General features: G+C 35.3%; 16 protein-coding genes and 4 tRNA genes. All 20 read right to left on the bottom strand.

Annotation, left to right across the window (positions count from 1 at the left end; genetic code table 11):
* Positions 1 to 2: 2 nt before the first annotated feature.
* The 20 genes from V0410_RS21210 to V0410_RS21115 all read right to left on the bottom strand — a co-directional run bounded on the left by V0410_RS21210 (position 3) and on the right by V0410_RS21115 (position 17,751).
* On the bottom strand, positions 3 to 1,139 hold the full coding sequence (locus V0410_RS21210; protein WP_330745525.1) for a polysaccharide pyruvyl transferase family protein: 1,137 nt from the start codon (positions 1,137 to 1,139) through the stop codon (positions 3 to 5).
* Positions 1,129 to 1,683, bottom strand: coding sequence for an acyltransferase (locus V0410_RS21205; RefSeq protein ID WP_330745524.1), 555 nt, complete (start codon positions 1,681 to 1,683; stop codon positions 1,129 to 1,131). The genes V0410_RS21210 and V0410_RS21205 overlap by 11 nt, the downstream gene beginning before the upstream one ends.
* A complete protein-coding gene (locus tag V0410_RS21200) occupies positions 1,680 to 3,149 on the bottom strand; it encodes an oligosaccharide flippase family protein (RefSeq protein ID WP_330745523.1) in 1,470 nt (489 codons plus the stop codon). Before V0410_RS21200 ends, V0410_RS21205 begins: the two co-directional genes overlap by 4 nt.
* Positions 3,150 to 3,158: 9 nt before the next feature.
* Positions 3,159 to 4,283 (bottom strand): non-hydrolyzing UDP-N-acetylglucosamine 2-epimerase, encoded by a 1,125-nt coding sequence (gene wecB, locus V0410_RS21195; protein ID WP_330745522.1) that lies wholly within the window; start codon positions 4,281 to 4,283, stop codon positions 3,159 to 3,161.
* Between the two features lie 27 nt (positions 4,284 to 4,310).
* Positions 4,311 to 5,477 (bottom strand): nucleotide sugar dehydrogenase, encoded by a 1,167-nt coding sequence (locus V0410_RS21190; RefSeq protein ID WP_330745521.1) that lies wholly within the window; start codon positions 5,475 to 5,477, stop codon positions 4,311 to 4,313.
* A gap of 11 nt (positions 5,478 to 5,488) precedes the next feature.
* Positions 5,489 to 6,784, bottom strand: coding sequence for a nucleotide sugar dehydrogenase (locus V0410_RS21185; protein WP_227943881.1), 1,296 nt, complete (start codon positions 6,782 to 6,784; stop codon positions 5,489 to 5,491).
* Between the two features lie 54 nt (positions 6,785 to 6,838).
* Positions 6,839 to 9,181, bottom strand: a complete 2,343-nt coding sequence (locus V0410_RS21180) for a GumC family protein (RefSeq protein WP_330745520.1) — start codon at positions 9,179 to 9,181, stop codon at positions 6,839 to 6,841.
* Between the two features lie 3 nt (positions 9,182 to 9,184).
* Positions 9,185 to 9,976, bottom strand: a complete 792-nt coding sequence (locus V0410_RS21175) for a polysaccharide biosynthesis/export family protein (RefSeq protein WP_330745519.1) — start codon at positions 9,974 to 9,976, stop codon at positions 9,185 to 9,187.
* A gap of 870 nt (positions 9,977 to 10,846) precedes the next feature.
* Positions 10,847 to 10,920, bottom strand: a tRNA-Asp gene (locus V0410_RS21170).
* Between the two features lie 32 nt (positions 10,921 to 10,952).
* Positions 10,953 to 11,026: transfer RNA gene (locus V0410_RS21165), tRNA-Asp, on the bottom strand.
* Between the two features lie 32 nt (positions 11,027 to 11,058).
* Positions 11,059 to 11,132: transfer RNA gene (locus V0410_RS21160), tRNA-Asp, on the bottom strand.
* 33 nt (positions 11,133 to 11,165) lie between these two features.
* A tRNA-Asp gene (locus V0410_RS21155) sits at positions 11,166 to 11,239 on the bottom strand.
* Between the two features lie 126 nt (positions 11,240 to 11,365).
* Complete coding sequence (trxA, locus tag V0410_RS21150; RefSeq protein ID WP_027374941.1) at positions 11,366 to 11,683, bottom strand: thioredoxin; 318 nt, start codon at positions 11,681 to 11,683, stop codon at positions 11,366 to 11,368.
* Between the two features lie 81 nt (positions 11,684 to 11,764).
* A complete protein-coding gene (locus tag V0410_RS21145; RefSeq protein WP_330745518.1) occupies positions 11,765 to 12,940 on the bottom strand; it encodes a cysteine desulfurase family protein in 1,176 nt (391 codons plus the stop codon).
* Between the two features lie 2 nt (positions 12,941 to 12,942).
* Positions 12,943 to 13,410, bottom strand: a complete 468-nt coding sequence (locus tag V0410_RS21140) for a hypothetical protein (protein ID WP_330745517.1) — start codon at positions 13,408 to 13,410, stop codon at positions 12,943 to 12,945.
* A 24-nt stretch (positions 13,411 to 13,434) separates the two neighbouring features.
* Positions 13,435 to 14,022, bottom strand: a complete 588-nt coding sequence (locus V0410_RS21135) for an HAD family hydrolase (RefSeq protein ID WP_137905434.1) — start codon at positions 14,020 to 14,022, stop codon at positions 13,435 to 13,437.
* A gap of 3 nt (positions 14,023 to 14,025) precedes the next feature.
* Positions 14,026 to 14,751: an SDR family NAD(P)-dependent oxidoreductase gene (locus V0410_RS21130; RefSeq protein ID WP_330745516.1), complete on the bottom strand. Its 726-nt coding sequence runs from the start codon at positions 14,749 to 14,751 to the stop codon at positions 14,026 to 14,028.
* On the bottom strand, positions 14,751 to 16,070 hold the full coding sequence (locus V0410_RS21125; protein ID WP_330745515.1) for an FAD-binding oxidoreductase: 1,320 nt from the start codon (positions 16,068 to 16,070) through the stop codon (positions 14,751 to 14,753). Before V0410_RS21125 ends, V0410_RS21130 begins: the two co-directional genes overlap by 1 nt.
* Entirely contained in the window at positions 16,067 to 16,954 is an 888-nt protein-coding gene (locus V0410_RS21120; protein WP_330745514.1) for a decaprenyl-phosphate phosphoribosyltransferase, read from the bottom strand. The genes V0410_RS21125 and V0410_RS21120 overlap by 4 nt, the downstream gene beginning before the upstream one ends.
* Positions 16,955 to 17,061: 107 nt before the next feature.
* Positions 17,062 to 17,751 carry an OmpA family protein gene (locus tag V0410_RS21115; protein ID WP_330745513.1) on the bottom strand — a complete coding sequence of 230 codons (690 nt, stop codon included), beginning with the start codon at positions 17,749 to 17,751 and terminating at the stop codon, positions 17,062 to 17,064.
* Position 17,752 lies beyond the last annotated feature (1 nt).

Here is a 17,752-nt window from a genome sequence, read left to right as displayed (position 1 = left end):
TATTATTGTAATTGATTATAATATTCTTTTAATTTTAAAAACATTTGATCAGATAATGTTTTAAATTCAAGCATCTTCTGTGTCAAATATGTTTTTCGTTGTACATAGTTTTCATTGAGTAAAGAAATCTTGGAATACAAATCTTCCAGATCGAATGGATTTCCCCAGCTGTATGAACTTTCAGAATAGGTTTCTGAAATAAACTTTAATTTCTGTTCAACTTCAATTGTTATAAATGGCGTATTCAATAATGAGGCAAAGATAGCCCCGTGAAAACGAGCTGTAATAAATAAATCGCACTTTGAAATCTCTTCCAAAAAAGAGTCAAATTTATCTTTTTCAGGATTCCAAATGATCATATCCAATTTATCTTTTTTGTTATACCAATAGGAATCAGATTCGGCATCAAAAAGGATATACTTTATCTCGTATCCGTCTTTCTTAAGCTTTTCTGTAGCTTGCTGCAATTTTTCATAGTATTCTCCTCCTCCATTTGCATAATTCCAGTCTCTTACAATAACACCTATCTTCTTTATTTCATTAGCCTCATTTGTGTATGAATCTAAAAAATGGCTATTAAAAGAATAACAAATATCCGGTGAAAGAATTGGTTTTTTAACCCCCCATTCTTTTGATTTTTTTAAAGCGAATTCATCTCTTACACCTACAAATTCAGCTTTAGCAAACAATTCTCCCGTTTTTCTCTCTATAGTTGAATTTTCTATATCAAAAGGTCCTACACCTACACCAACCAATGCAATGTGTGAGGCATAATTGCTGATCTGGAATTTGTTTTCAATAAAGTTTTTCTTTACTATTTTTTTGTTAATATAGTTTTTAATATGGCTGAGATTAAATATCTTATCTTTTAACCCTTTGCTGAAAGTATTTTTTTTAAAATGATAAAATTGTGTTCCCCCTCCATATACCAATAATTTTGAATTTACAGGTTGTTTCAGTTTATGATAATCCATAACTTTAATACCAGGTAAAATATTATTAATATAAGGAGCTGACTGGCAAAGAAGTACAATATCAGTGGAAACTTCATTCAATTCCTTTACGATAGTATACATTAAGGCATCATCACCAAAATTGCCGAAACCATAACCGCCTCTTATAACTATATTAGTTTCCATTTTTTTGCTTTAAATAAATATTATCTAATTCCTTATTCTTTAAATAATCACTTATATTAGATCTCTCCTTTATTACTTTTGCGGGATTTCCTCCCATCACAGAAAACTTTGGAACATCTTTCACCACCACGCTTCCTGCTGCAATGACTGAACCCTCTCCAATAGTAACTCCAGGTACAATAATTACACTATCTCCAATCCATACGTTTTCTTCAATGACAACATCCTTTATAAGTAATTCCTTATCGTAAGGTATTGCCTTAATATCATTAATGTAATTATGATTTGCTGTATAAATTACTACTCTTGGGCCTATGATAGTACCTCTTTTTATTATAATTTTTCCAAAACTTGATAAAAATGAATCACGCCCCATATATACATAGTCTTCTATATATATATTTTTAATATTCGTAAATCTAAAACCAGTAGAAATTCTACATTTTTTACTTATATTACTACTACTTAGTACTTGTTGAATTCTATAATTATGTATTTTTCCGTCTACAAAATTCTTTATGTGAAATAAAATTTTACCTATCATTTTATATATACTTTATACCATTTATAAAAAGTAAAGAGACTTGCTGTTAATAAAAGAACAGCGATTAAGGTTCTTAAAACAATATTCTCAACACAGATAAAAGACAAACAACCTAATGAAATAATAATGATCAAAACAAAATGTTCCTTGCTAAGAATCAGTTTTTTACTGATAAGCTTTTTTTTCAAATAGAAAGGAATAAAAATTACAGTATTGACAAAATACCCTATTAAAAATCCTACAGCTCTTCCTATTGCTCCATAATCTATTAAAAAATTGCATACAATTATTGTAGTTACCGCCCAGGTCATATTAGAGAAAACACTGAACCACATAAAATTTCCTGCTGCAAAATTTCTGGCGATTCCCTGCCTTTGCGCTATAATGATCGTTGATAAAGAAACAAATAGTAGTGTTAAGTGCATATCACTATTCTGATATTTGCTTCCATACAGTTGAGAAAACAAATCTGGCAACACTAAGATTGGCAGAAAAAGCACAACTCCTATTACGTATGATTGGTTAATATTAAAGAAGTCAAATCTTTTGTTATTTTTACCAAAATTCTTCATTGTAAGTGGATAAGTGACTTGTCCAATTATTCCAAGTAACAGAGTACCAACCTGAGAAAAATTAAAAGTAGCATTATAAATTCCTAATTGATAATATCCATTTATATGACTTTTTATCAACATAGAATTACAAATCAGTACCACCGGACTTAGCATCATGCTGCTTATAAAAGATGGTAAAGTGAAATTATACACTGTTTCTAAATGCTTCTTCTGGCCTTTTATTGTAAACTTTATTTGTTTAAGGTTTAATTCTCTTTGTAATAATATTGCTGAACAGAGCCAAATAGAGAAATTAATTATGACAAGAGAAACAACTACACCGTAAATTCCAAATTTGTATGCAGAAAACAATATCAGCGGTAATGAAAGGATCCCATTTACCATATTGACAAATGATATGCTTTTAAAATTTTCAAGACCGGCCAGAGCACCTGTTTGCAATCCGTTAAGTGATGAGAAAAAAATAGCAAAAGCACAAAGTAATACCTCCTTAGACATATTTTGATTTCCCACAATATACTCACCTACCTGTTTATTAAAAACCAATGAAAGAACAAGTATCGCCACTGCTAAAAAGAATACAGACAATCTTGTTAAAGAATAAATCTCACTGGCCTTTTTCTTATCACTCTCAGCATATAGAGCAAGATATTTTGTAGCAGTTACACCAAAACTTGCAAGGCTGAATGTAGTAAAGGTATTAATGTATGATTGCAATAATCCCAACTTTCCGTACTCGTCTACTGTCAGTATTCTTGCAACTAAAAAAAGAGCTATAAAAACAAATCCTTTAGATATAAGAGTTCCCAAAAAGGACCAGAATACTCCTTTAATAATCTTTTGTTGGTTTCCCGTCCCTAAGACTTTCTTATATAATGATTTTATATTCACCTTTCAAAATTATTTGGATGATATAAAGTCTACGATTCTTTTACACGCCTTCCCATCTCCATACGGGTTATGAAGCTCACTCATTGATTGATAACGTTCACCATTATCGAGTAAACTTTGTGTTTCTGAAACAATTTTATTTTTATCTGTTCCTACCAAAATGACTGTCCCGGCATCTACTGCTTCCGGTCGCTCCGTTGTATCCCTCATTACTAAAACGGGCTTACCCAAACTCGGAGCTTCTTCTTGAACCCCTCCTGAGTCCGTAATGATCATATATGACTTATTCATAAGCCAAACAAATGCAGGATAAGCTAGAGGAGATATAAGATGAATATTATCAATTCCTGATAAAATTTTATAAACAGGTTCTTTTACATTCGGATTTAAATGAACGGGATAAATCACCTGTACATCTGGATTGTTAATGGCAATTTCCTTAAGTGCTTCACAAATATTTATAAATCCTTCTCCGTGATTTTCGCGTCGATGACCAGTTACCAATATAAGTCTCTTTGAGGAATCAACAATACTTTTCAAATAATCAATTTCATTATTATTGGATAGTGTGCTGACTCTTTCAGTACTATCTAATAATGCATCGATAACAGTATTACCGGTTACAAGAATATTTTCGTTTTTTATATTCTCATTTAACAAATTTTGTTTCGATTGTTCGGTTGGTGCAAAATGGTAATCTGATATACGTCCTGCAACCTGACGATTTATTTCCTCTGGAAATGGTGATCTTTTATTATGCGTTCTTAATCCTGCTTCTACATGGCAAACTTTAGCGCCTGCATAAAAAGACGCGATACTTGCAGCCATTGTTGTTGTTGTATCTCCATGAACATACACAAAATCAGGTTTAAATTCCTCTAGAATAGGACGAAGTCCTGTAATAATATCAGCTGTAAGAGTATATAAATTTTGATTAGGCTTCATTAAGTTTAAATCATAATCAGGCTTTATTTCAAAAAAATCAAGTACTTGATCCAACATTTCTCTATGCTGAGCAGTCACACAGACCTTTGCTTCAAAATCGTCACGTTGTAAAAATTCCTTTACTAAGGGAGCCATTTTTATAGCTTCTGGACGAGTTCCAAATATAATTAGATGTTTTGTCTTAACCATTAAATTAATTATAATGCAGTTATACTTTTAATCATTACCAAATAGATCCCTTGTGTACACTTTTTCCTGTACATCAGCAAGTTCCGGTGCATTGCGGTTAGAAATAATGACATCGCATTCTTTCTTGAAAAGTTCTAAATCTTTTACTACTCTGGAACCGAAAAAAGACTCTTCATTAAGGGCCGGCTCAAACACTTCCACTTCTACTCCCTTAGCTTTAATCCTTTTCATTACGCCCTGGATGGCAGATGCTCTGAAATTGTCGGAGCCTGCTTTCATGATCAGACGGTAAACACCTACCTTTTTTGGTTTTCTGGCAAGTACAGAATCTGCTATAAAGTCCTTACGGGTTCTGTTGGCATCTACAATTGCCTGAATTATATTATTGGGAACAGCGTTATAATTTGCCAAAAGCTGTTTGGTATCCTTTGGAAGGCAATATCCTCCGTATCCAAAAGACGGATTATTATAATGCGATCCAATTCTTGGATCCAGACCAACACCTTCCACAATCTGGCGGGTATCCAGCTCGTGGATTTGCGCATAGCTGTCTAATTCGTTAAAATAAGCTACCCTCAGTGCCAGATAGGTATTGGAAAACAATTTAATGGCTTCTGCTTCGGTAGGATTAGTAAACAAAACCGGAATATCCTTTTTTACCGCACCTTCTTTCAGTAATTCTGCGAAAATCCTTGCTCGCTCACTCTGCTCCCCGACAATAATTCTCGAAGGATATAAATTATCATATAAAGCTTTGCCTTCTCTCAAAAATTCCGGAGAAAACACTACATTATCTAAATGCATTCTGCTTTTTAACTCTACGGTATACCCCACCGGAACTGTAGATTTAATAATAATTACAGCCTCAGAATTATACTCTGCAATTTCCTTAATTACATTCTCAACACTGCTTGTGTCGAAATAATTGGTAGTGGGGTCATAATCTGTTGGAGTGGCAACAATAATATATTCAGCCTTATCGTAAGCTTCCTTTTTATCTAAAGTGGCTTTGAAATTAAGGGGTTTAGTACTAAGAAACGTACTGATCTCATCATCTTCAATAGGAGATTTTTTAGAATTAAGCAACTCTACTCTCTCCTGAACAATATCTAAAGCTACAACTTCATTATGTTGGGCCAATAAGACGGCATTAGACAAACCTACATACCCTGTTCCTACGACTGCTATTTTCATTCTCTACTTTTTTATAAACGATTATCGTATTTCTCTAAAATTCCTTTAACATCATATAAAACTCCTCCTTCCTTCAGATATCGGGAAAGATCAATATTCAGGAATTCATCATGAGAAACTGTGAGAACAATTGCATCAAACTGTCCTTTCACATCTTCAAGAGAATTGGTAGATTGTATACCATATTCGTGCATTACTTCTTCTGGATTTGCCCACGGATCATACGTTGTAACTTCTACAGAATAGTCTTCCAGAGCATTGATAACATCTGCAGCTTTCGTATTTCTTACATCCGGACAGTTTTCTTTAAAAGTGATTCCAAGATTCAGTACTTTGGCATCCGTAATGTTGATTCTTTTCTTAATCATTGTTTTTACCACCTCGGAAGCTACAAACTGCCCCATGGAATCATTCAGTCTTCTTGCTGTAAGGATAAGCTCAGAATAATATCCCACGTCCTGCGCTTTTTGGGCAAGATAGAAAGGATCTACCCCGATACAGTGTCCTCCTACCAATCCTGGCTTGAATTTCAAGAAATTCCATTTCGTTCCTGCTGCCTCCAAAACGGCATGTGTATCAATATCCAGGAGATTAAATATTTTGGCAAGCTCATTCACAAAAGCAATATTGATATCACGTTGTGAATTTTCAATAACTTTTGATGCTTCAGCTACTTTGATGGTAGGTGCCAAATGGGTACCTGCTGCAATTACAGATTTATATAATTCGTCAACTTTTTTACCAATTTCCGGTGTAGAACCTGAAGTTACCTTTAAAATTTTCTCTACGGTACGTTCTTTATCTCCCGGGTTGATTCTTTCAGGAGAATATCCTGCAAAGAAGTCCTCGTTAAACTTTAATCCCGAAACTTTTTCCAGCACAGGGATACATTCTTCTTCTGTAACACCGGGATAAACAGTAGATTCATAAATAACAATATCCCCTTTTTTCAATACTTTTCCTACTGTTTCAGATGCTTTATATAAAGGCGTCAGGTCCGGACGATTATGTCTGTCTACCGGTGTAGGAACAGTTACGATATAGATGTTAGCCTCTTTAATATCTTCCAGATCAGATGAGCAAAGCAATCCTTTTGATGAGTTTGAAAACGGGTTCTCTTTTACTAAAACCGGCTGCAGTACTTCATCTTCTACTTCCAAAGTGGAATCTTTTCCGCTATTCAGTTCTGCAATTCTGGCCTGGTTGATATCAAAACCTACTACGGCATATTTTGTTGCAAATAAACGGGCCAGTGGTAATCCTACATACCCCAATCCGATTACCCCAATTTTATTCTGTATATTCATATTAAATGTGATGTTCTTACTTTATTTTAATGTTTATTTTGAAGATAATTTGATTTATTTATTAAAAAGCTTTTGCCACCAGTTTTTCTTCTTATCAGCTGTATATCCGTAACCATAGCCATAGTTGTATCCGTAGCCGTAACCACCAACATTTTTAGAAACATCATTGATCACGAAAGAAACGTTTGATATTTTTGATTCTTTAACCAGTTTATTGGCAAAATCAATTAATATTTTTCTTGAAACGCCCGATCTCACCACGTATAATGAAGCGTCGGCTGTATCAGAGATACTCAATGTATCTGAAACAAGCATCAGTGGAGCAGAGTCGATTACAATATATTCGTAACGGGACGACATCTCACTGATAAGCTTCTGATAACGGCCGTTGGAAAGAAGCTCCTGAGGATTTGGAGGAATAGACCCCGCATAGATTACATCACATTCAGGGTTGGTATCGGAAGTATGTATAAGGTCTTCTACATCTGTAGTTTCATCATATAAATATTCCGTAAGACCGGCATTCTTAATACGTTCATCATCATATCTCTGGATCTGTGGATTTCTGACGTCCGAACCAATGAGTAATGATCTTCCGTTTTTGCTTCCCAATGTCAGAGCAAGATTTACAGAAACCAGCGTTTTTCCTTCTCCTTTCACAGAAGAAGTTACCAGTATAACTTTCGCAGAATCTTTCTTAGGAAGTAGAAATTTAAGATTGGAAACCAAGATTCTGAATGCTTCAGCCAACTCTGAGAAATCGTTTTTCTGTACAAGGTGATTCTGGTTATCTTTAAGAGAAGGAATATCTGCAAGCACCCCAAGTGACGAATTTTCTGAAATATCTGTACGGTTGTAGATTTTATCATCCCACATGAAGAAAAGATAGAACACTCCCAACGGCAGCATCAATCCTAATAGAACTGCAGCCAGAAGAATGATATTTTTCTTAGGTGAAACAGGAACATCATCAGTATAAGCAGGGTTTACAATTTTAGCTTTCGGAACATTAACAGATAGATTGATCGCATTTTCTTCCCTTTTTTGTAAAAGGAAAAGGAAAAGCTGCTCTTTAAGGTTCTGTTGACGCTCGATACCTCTGTAGATTTTCGACTGTCCCGGAACTTTTTCAATCATTCCTGTGCTGGCAGAAATCTGGCTGTTTACCTGCGCAATAGATGCCTGGATTGTTGCTTTCTGCTGACGGATGTTATCTCTTACGATTTCTTTTAGTGAAGAAATTTCTTTATTCATTTCTATCACTGCAGGGTTTTCATTGGTAGCCTGCTTCAAAGTTTTATTTCTGGTGATAACCAACGTATTATATTGTGAAATTGCCTGTTCCAAAGAAGGATTAAGTCCTAAATTTGAAGGCATAAGCTGATTATCTCCTTTTGAAGCTTCATTTTGAAGGGAATTAAGAAGATCCAGCTGTGTTTGCTGCTGAAGAAGCTGCTTTGTGTTCTCGTTTGTATTTTGAAGCGCCAATTGAGCCTGAGCCTCTAAGTCTACGATTTTGTTACGGTTCTGGAAGTCTTCTTTCTGATTCTCCACTCCGGAAAGATCCCGTGAAATAACTTCTAAACGTTTATCGATAAACTCTTGTGTATTTTGAGCCTGTAAGTTTTTATCTCTTAGCCCATCCAGATTATACTGCTTGGTTACTTCATTAAGGATGGCTTCTGATTTTTCGGGAACAGTTCCCACGATGCTGATGTCCATAAGCATCGCTTTCTGATCCGGAAGATCAACCTGGATTTTCTTTTCTAAAGATTTTACCTTCTCTATTGGATTCCAGAAAACAATTTTATACTTATTTTTAAAGGTAAGGCCCGGAACTTTTTGAAGAACTACAGTTCCAAAATCTAGTATCAGGTTTTTACCAAAAGTTCCCTTTACTTTTTTGTTTTCCTTATCCTCCAGAACAAATTCATTTCCATTTACTTCTTTTACTTCATATTCGGAAGAAACAAATTTCTTGACATTTTTATAAGAAATAATTTCTGCAACAATGGGTACCTTGGTAAACAATTCGGAATCCCTTATCTCACCCGAATTATAATATTGTATATTAAGATTTAGATTTTCAACAACCTTCATCAGGATGGGTCTTGAGTTTACTACAGCCACTTCACTCTTTAGCTCATCTGCATTTCCTAAACCCAGTCCTAAGTTATCAAGATCAATTAATGCACCTGTTAAATCAGACTGTTTTTTATCAAATTTTAATGTAGTAGTTGATTGATACTGAGGTACAGCATATCTTAGATATATAAAGGCCACAATAACAAATAATAGGACAGATGCTATAAACCAAGGCCATTTGACTAAATATTTCCCAATGATCTTTCTTAAATTCAAAGATTCTTCACTTTCCTGAAATTCTATCTGCTGCATATTTTATTTACGAGTTAAAGCAATAATAAGTGTACCAGCTGTCAGTAAAGCACCAATAATCTGGAATGTAAGGGCTCTGTTCGGATTCGAGTTAGCCTGAACCTGTTTATTTTTGTCCGGCTGCACATATAATATGTCATTCTGCTTCATATAATAATAGGGCGAACTGACAATATCAGATCTTGTAAGATCGATATTAACAATCTGATCTGTACCGCTATCATCAGCACGGATAAGCTTTACATTGGTACGGTCTCCGAAATCCGTCATATCACCTGCAAGCCCAAGTGCCTGAAAAATATTGATTTTCTGAGAAACACTTTCTTTCTGCCCCGGTTCCTTTACCTCTCCTAAAACGCTTACGTTAAAATTTTTAAGGGTAATGGTTACCAGTGGATCTGTCAGATATCTCTTAAGACGCGATTCAAGCTCCTGTTTTAGCTGTACCTGCGTCATTCCTTTAGCGTACACATTTCCTAAAACCGGAAAAGAGATATAACCTTCTTCATTAACAAGGTATTGACTTGGTTCTACATATTGGTTAATTCCCCTGCTAGCGTCACCCCCTACCTTATTTGCGGTATTAAGGTTAAAAGGCTTTACTGCTATTTCGTCAAGTGCAGATACAAGAATCAGGAGAGCATCTCCTTCCTGAATATGCAGGCCCTGAAACTTGGCTTTTGCAACCTCTTCTTCCATATTATGCTTTGACATATATACCATATTCTGCTTCGGTCTGCATGATAATAAAGTAACCGATAACAGTACTATATATGCAATAATAGTTTTATTCATATGTTATTATTCTTATCTACTTGTGTTATTATTTAGGTTTATCGAACTAATTTCAACTATATTTAAATACATATTGTAATAAAACGACTATACTATTTAAATATTTTAAAGCGCACTTTAAATTCTCATGTTAAAATCACTTCTTTCTCTAGCAATTTTCATTCCGTTTAAAAACAAAATGATGAAATTATTATTTTAATATGAACTTTTTTATTTATTTAATTCTTTAATTTTAATTATATGCTTCATTTTCAGATATTCTACATTGCTTGTAAATTTTTAATGACATTTTCTTTTTACAATTCATCAACTGAATTTCCTCAGTTTAATCCTGAATGATCATGTTGATATCATGAGGAATTTTTCTGACACATTTATTATTAAGATTTGCGGTTGCCATTTTGAATACTAGAAAAACTAAGGAAAAATAAAAACAGAATAGTAATCTCGATCAACGAAAATACTTTTTCATCCTGATATCCATTTAAAGTAATTGGTAAGTTCAGACTAATCGGGGGAAAATATAAAACCAAAACAAGAAAAAAAACGGCTAAAATATAACCAGGAAAAGCCAACCACTCAGCCATATACCTTAAGCCCGTAATCTTAAAAATATTCCCCATATACAATAAATCTAGATTTCATTTTCATTAATTCAACAGCCAGTGGTTTTTATTATTGAACGAAGGTAGCAATTATTATTAATATTTTTAATTCTATATGTTAATTTTTGTTTAAAATATAAACTTCAATATTGGAATATTATGAAAGTAAATTTGAAAAATTTATATTCTCTGAACGCTAAAAACACAAAAAAAATACTGCAAAAATATATTTTACAGTATTCTGACTACCTTGATATTGTAGTTGCGATCCGGACGGGACTCGAACCCGCGACCTCCGCCGTGACAGGGCGGCATTCTAACCAGCTGAACTACCGGATCAATTTTTTAAAAAGAAATTGAGAAAACTTCCGCGATCCGGACGGGACTCGAACCCGCGACCTCCGCCGTGACAGGGCGGCATTCTAACCAGCTGAACTACCGGATCAATTTTTTAAAAAGAAATTGAGAAAACTTCTGCGATCCGGACGGGACTCGAACCCGCGACCTCCGCCGTGACAGGGCGGCATTCTAACCAGCTGAACTACCGGATCAATTTTTTTAAAGTAAATTGAGAAAAACTTATGCGATCCGGACGGGACTCGAACCCGCGACCTCCGCCGTGACAGGGCGGCATTCTAACCAGCTGAACTACCGGATCATTATTTTAAAGAACGTCGTTTCTTTTTCGTGGTTGCAAAATTACAACTTTTTTTGTTACCTGCAAATTATTTTAAAAAAAATGCCTCCCAATACTGGAAGGCGTTCATTATCAAACTTATTTTTTTTATAAGTGAGCGCTTAGTTTTTCAGCGATTACCTCTTTTGGAGCTACACCCACTAATTTGTCTACTACTTCTCCATTCTTAAAAATAAGAACTGTAGGAATATTTCTGATACCGTACTGCATAGAAATCTCCTGGTTGTTGTCTACATCTACTTTCCCTACTACCGCTTTACCTTCAAAATCTGATGCTACTTCTTCGATGATTGGTCCTAAAGTTCTGCAAGGTCCGCACCATACTGCCCAGAAGTCTACTAATACCGGTTTATCTGATTTTAAAACCGTATCCTGAAATGAGCTGTCTGTAATTTCTAAAGCCATTTTTGTTTCTTTTATTTTAATTAATATTATTTTCTTTTAATCCTTTTGGATATTCAAAATTACGATTTTTAAAGCACAAGACTATCTATGCTCAACATTAGTTTTTTCTATAGTATAATCGCTTGAGATTTCCTTCAACGCATTGACCAAAGTGTCAATCTCCGCTTTAGTCGTCATATGGCTGAAAGAGATACGTAATGGCGTACAATGATCCATTTCATCCTCAGAAAGCACCATCATCATCACCATTGAGGGTTTTGACGCTCCAGATGAACATGCGCTTCCCTGAGAAATTGCAATTCCTTTCATATCCAGCTGAAGACCTATCAATGGATTTTTATAAGGCAGTAATGCACTTAAAACTGTATAAAGGCTATTTTCCTTTTCTGCACTTCTTCCGTTGAATTTAATTCCTTCAATTTCAGCAGAAAGTCTTTCAATTGCATAATCCTTGATATTCTGCATATGTTGGGTATATTCCTCCATATGATTCAGAGAAAGTTCTAAAGCTTTTCCTAATCCTACGATACCACAAACATTTTCAGTTCCGGCTCTAAGACTTCTTTCCTGAGGTCCTCCGGTAATAATTCCTTTTAAGCCTGTTGCTTTTCTGATAAATGCAAATCCGGCTCCTTTCGGACCATGAAACTTATGGGCACTACACGATGCAAAGTCCACAGGGATATCAGAGAAGTCAAGGTTCATATGAGCCATTGTCTGCACGGTATCTGAGTGGAAAAGTGCCTGATACTGTTTGCAAAGCTGGGCAACCTGTTTAAGGTTAATGATATTTCCGATTTCGTTGTTGGCATGCATTAAGCTTACCAATGTTTTTTTATCTGAAGCTTTTAAAAGTTCTTCCAGTTTAGCAAGATCAATATCTCCTTTTTCATTCGGGCGGATGTAGTTTACCTCTACCCCTTTTCTGCTTTTCATATCCAGAATACTTTCAGAAACGCATTTATGTTCCAGAGGAGAGCTGATGATTCTTTCTACTCCAAGGTGTTCTACCGAGGATTTGATGATCATATTATTTGATTCCGTACCACATGAAGTGAAAATAATTTCAGCAGGAGTTACATGAAGATAGTCTGCAACCTGTCTTCTTACATTTTCAATAAGGATTTTTGCTTCCTGGCCAAAGCTGTGCGTTGAAGAAGGGTTTCCGAAGTTCATCTTCATTGTGCCTACCATTGCATCTATAACTTCTTCTGCAAGCGGAGTGGTTGCGGCATTATCTAAATATACTTTATCCATTGTTATTTTGAATATTTTATTTCTACAGAGGTAAATTTATAATCTGTGGGAACAGTAAATATAAACCAGGGACTTGAGATCACCTGAATTTCCATTCCACCGGAAGGTTCTCCGGCAGGAACTTCTACATACAGAATCTGGTTTTTCACTGATATATTTTTGATCTCTTCAATTTTATGACTTCCTGATCTGAAGGTTCCCAAATTGTATAAAACAACTTTTTTATTTTTCGGAAATTGTGGATATTTGATATAAGATTCTTTTCCCGGTTCTGAAATACCAAAACTTCCGCTGATAATATTGCGAAAATCCTTTTCGTCTTTAATAATCTTAAAGCCGGGAGCATCGGTTCCTCCCTGATTTTCAGAAACAAGGAGTTCCGTATTTTCCTGCATAGCAGAAGACTTCTGAGATGAAGTGCCGGCACAGCCCATAAAGAGTACTGCACATGCAATGATCAGGCTTTTCATTTTTTACAATTTTATCTCCCAAAATTAGTGAAAAAATTGGTAATGTCCCTCATTTGCCCATTTCAACATCGGCCGATCTCCGGAAGTATCACCAAATGCAATAATTTTATCGTACTTGGAATCGTTAATTTCCTCTTTTATTCTTATCAATTTTTCCTTTCCGTTACAATTTTTTCCTACAAAGTTTCCGGTAAAAATACCGTTTTTAAACTCTGCCCGCGTAGAAACAAGCTCCATTTTCAGTTCTTCAGCGAATGGTTTTACCCAGATATCCAATGAAGCGGTTACTAATAAACTCTGTGTATTATTCCTATCGATATTTTTTATAAAATCCAATGCATTCTCCCTTACTATTTTAGGGTAGTGCTGTTCAAAAAACTGTTTAGACTTCTGTTCAATTTTCTCCTGGGTCTGTCCTCTTAAGATAGAACCGATAAAGCTTTTTTTAACTTTTTCCGTTTCAGCCAGTTTTAGCTTCAACAGGATAAAAAGAGGCACGTGTCTCAAAAATTGTATACGGTATTTTGTTGAATCGTAAAATTTAAGATACATAAACATGGTATCCTTATATGTCAGGGTTCCGTCAAAATCAAAACAATACAATTTTTTCATTTTTTAAAGCTTTAATTTCTTGAATATAAACTCAGGAATATTCCTGATAATCATCATAATAATACTCCAAACCGGCAAAACATATGCCACATTTCTCTGTTTTTTGAAGGCTTTGTAAATACAGGAAGCTGCCTGTTTTGGTGTGGCTGTCAGTTTCGGATTTAAAGGCAGGCCTTCTGTCATTTTGGTTGCCATAAATCCAGGTTTTATCGTAAGAACATGCACTTTTTTATCAAAAAGATAATTTCTCAAACCGCTCAGATAAGCCGTAAAAGCTGCTTTCGCACTTCCATAGATAAAGTTACTCTGTCTTCCCCGGTCTCCTGCCACTGATGAAAGCCCGATAATCGTGCCGGATCTTCTGCTTTCAAACTTTTGGGCAAAATAATTCATTAAAGGAACCAGTTTTGAATAATTGATATCAATGATACGCTCTGTATTTCTGTTATCATATAACCCCTCTTCGGTTCCCTCGCCTAAATATCCTACGGCACAAAATAATACATTTGAATTGATATTATCAAATCTATTGTAATCAATTTCTTTTGTCAGATCCAGCTCAATAACTTCCGCCTGCTGCAAAAACTTTACATCAAGATGTCTTGCAAAACGCTCTGTAGTTTCTTTATTTGAGGTAAAAAGATAGATTTTTTCAAACTTTTCTCCTTCCTGAAGTGCTTTTTCCACAAAAGCCTGTGCCACTTCAGATGTACTTCCCAGAACTATCATTATGAATTATTATTTATGATTCTCTTGTGCTGTAAAGACACAAATTTAGGATTTTGAATATTTTTCAGGTAGTTGGTAAGCGATGATCTGCTCATACTGTCTTTGGTAAGATAAATTCTTCCTCCAAACTCCTGAACAATAGCATCAAGCTGATCTACCAGTTTTTTCAGTTTTGAATTAACTTTAAAATCCAGTGCCAATGTATACCCCTCCACAGGGAATGAGTTATAAGCCTGAGGATTGTTTTTTCCAAAAAGTTTTAAAACCGCTAAGAATGATCCGTTCCCGCTTTTAGCGATCGTTTCAAGGATTCTTTTCATACCTTCTTTTCCTGTTTCTTTAGGAATTACCATCTGGTATTGTATAAAACCGGACTTCCCATAGATCTTATTCCAATCTGTGATCGCATCCAAAGGATAGAAAAACGTTTCATAGTCGATAAAGTTTTTCACTTCTTTTTTAGATTGCTTTTTATAGTATAACCAGTTGAAAATCTTTACGGTAAGGGCATTCAGTACAAATCCCGGAAAATAAAAAGGAACTGTAGGAGAAAATTTCTTCTTCAATCTCAAAGGTGTTTTGGAAAAACTATGGGGAAGTTCATGCTGAAAAGCATGTTCTCCTCTCATAAGAATACTTCTTCCGATATTTTTTCCTTTCTGAAGACAATCAATCCAGGCAACCGTGTAGGTCCAGTTTTCACTTTCATCGAACAGCTTAAAGATCTCATCCAGATTGTCTGCTTTGATACTTTCCTGACGAATGTATGCGGACTCTATATTTTTAAGTTTAAATTTTGCTGTGAGAATAATACCGGTAAGTCCCATTCCACCAATGGTAGCCCAAAACTTTTCTGTATTTTCCTCTCTGGAACAGGTAAGGATCTCCCCTTTCTCAGTCATGAGCTTAAATTCAAGCACATATTCTGAAAAGCAACCTTCTGCATGATGGTTTTTTCCATGAACATCCGATGCTATAGCACCTCCTACCGATACAAATTTTGTCCCGGGAGTAACGTATAGAAAATATCCCTGCGGAACTGCTATTTCCAGTACATCTGAAAGCAGCACTCCGGATTCACATTCTATGATCCCGTTCAGACGGTCAAAATTGATGAACTTATTTAATTTTTTTGTTGAAAATATAGCTTCTCCCAATGAAGCATCTCCATAACATCTCCCATTTCCTCTCGCTATGACTTCGTTGTGATTGAGTACAAATTCTTTTATTTTTCTGAAACTGTCCTCAGATCTCATTTCCTTCTCTACTATTGGAAAATTTCCCCAGTTGGTAACTTTCTGTATGAAATTCGGCTTCATTTCTTAAAATAAATTTGAATTAAAAATGCAACGACCCAAAGTAATAAAGTAACCTGTATATAACGGTCTCTGTAGACAATTTTTGTAGGAGACTCCGTTCTGTTGTAAACAAGCGTCTGCTGAAGATATCTTAACAGCGCAAAAACCACGAAAATCACGGTATAAAAGACTCTTTCGTGAAACCTTGCCTGAACTTCAGGAGACAGGGTAAACATCAGGTAGCATACTATGGCCAGCGTAATAGAAATGGATAAAGCAATATCTGCAAACTGCACGTTATAGCCATCCAGTGCTTTTCTTGTTTTTCCTGAAACCTGGGCATTGATAAGCTCTCCCCTTCTTTTTCCTATAGCCAGTACCAAAGCCAATACAAAGGTCAGCAGAATCGCCCATTGCGAAATGCTGATTCCGGTAATATAACCTCCAGCCAGTACACGCAGGACAAATCCTATGGCAATAATAAAAATATCAATAATAGGAACGTGTTTAAGCCTGAAAGTATAGGCAAGATTCATAACTACATAAAATCCTATGATGATTGCAAATTTCCAAAGAAATTCATGGAAATAAAGTTGAGTAAAAAATACAAGACCAATATCAGCAATGATAAGACCTATAAGAATTCCTATCGCTTTTGATTTTGAAATAGCTCCACTCGCCAAAGGTCTTCTCCTTTTCTCAGGGTGTTTTCTGTCTGCTTCAATATCATTATAATCATTCAGGATATAAACAACACTTGCTGCAAGTGAAAATATGACAAATGCAAAAATGCTTTTGAGAAGCAGATCTATATTGGTAATATTACCTGAAAAGAACAGAGGGACAAATACAAAAAGGTTTTTCACCCATTGCTCCACACGGAGCAGTTTTAAATATTTCTTCATTTATGTTATTTCAAATACAAAAATAATAAATTCAAAATTTCTAGCATAAAAATACAAAAAAAACCGCCGGGGCGGTCTTTTACGAAAATATTTATATATTAAATTAACTATTGCCCTTGTTTGGCATCGTTAATCATTTTTTCATTGGCAGTAATTGCAAACTCTACTCTTCTGTTTTTAGCTCTTCCTTCTTCAGTATCATTGCTAGCTACAGGCATCGCTTCACCTTCACCTTTTGTAAACATTCTGCTTGATGCAATTCCTTTTCCTGATAAATAGGCTTTCACAGCGTCTGCTCTTCTTTGAGAAAGTTTCAGGTTGTACTCATCCGAACCTTTGCTGTCTGTGTGACCATAGATATTGATATTCGTATCTGGATTATTAGCCAGTACTTCAGCTAATTTATCAAGGTTGGTCTGTGCTACAGAAGTAAGATTTGAAGAGTCGAAAGCGAAATTGACAATACTTTCGTTCATAGTTACTTTAATACCATCTCCTACTCTTTCTACCTGAGCACCTGGTAAAGTTTCTTTAATATCTTTCGCCTGCTTATCCATTTTGTTACCGATAACGTTACCAGCAACACCTCCGATAATACCTCCCAATACAGCTCCGATAGCTCCGTTTCCTCCTTTACCTACATTGTTACCAAGGATACCTCCCAGTACTGCTCCCGAAGCAGCTCCTACCGCTGTACCTCTTTGTTGGTGATTTGAATTCTGAACCGCTTCACAGCTTGTCAATAATAATGCTGATGACAAGAAAAGGGCTCCTACGTATGTTTTTGTAAATTTCATT

The sequence above is a fragment of the Chryseobacterium sp. CP-77 genome, from assembly GCF_036362765.1.
Lineage (GTDB): Bacteria > Bacteroidota > Bacteroidia > Flavobacteriales > Weeksellaceae > Chryseobacterium > Chryseobacterium cupriresistens.
The sequence above is the reverse complement of the archived record's forward strand: the minus strand, read 5'-3'. Positions and strand labels throughout refer to the sequence as shown.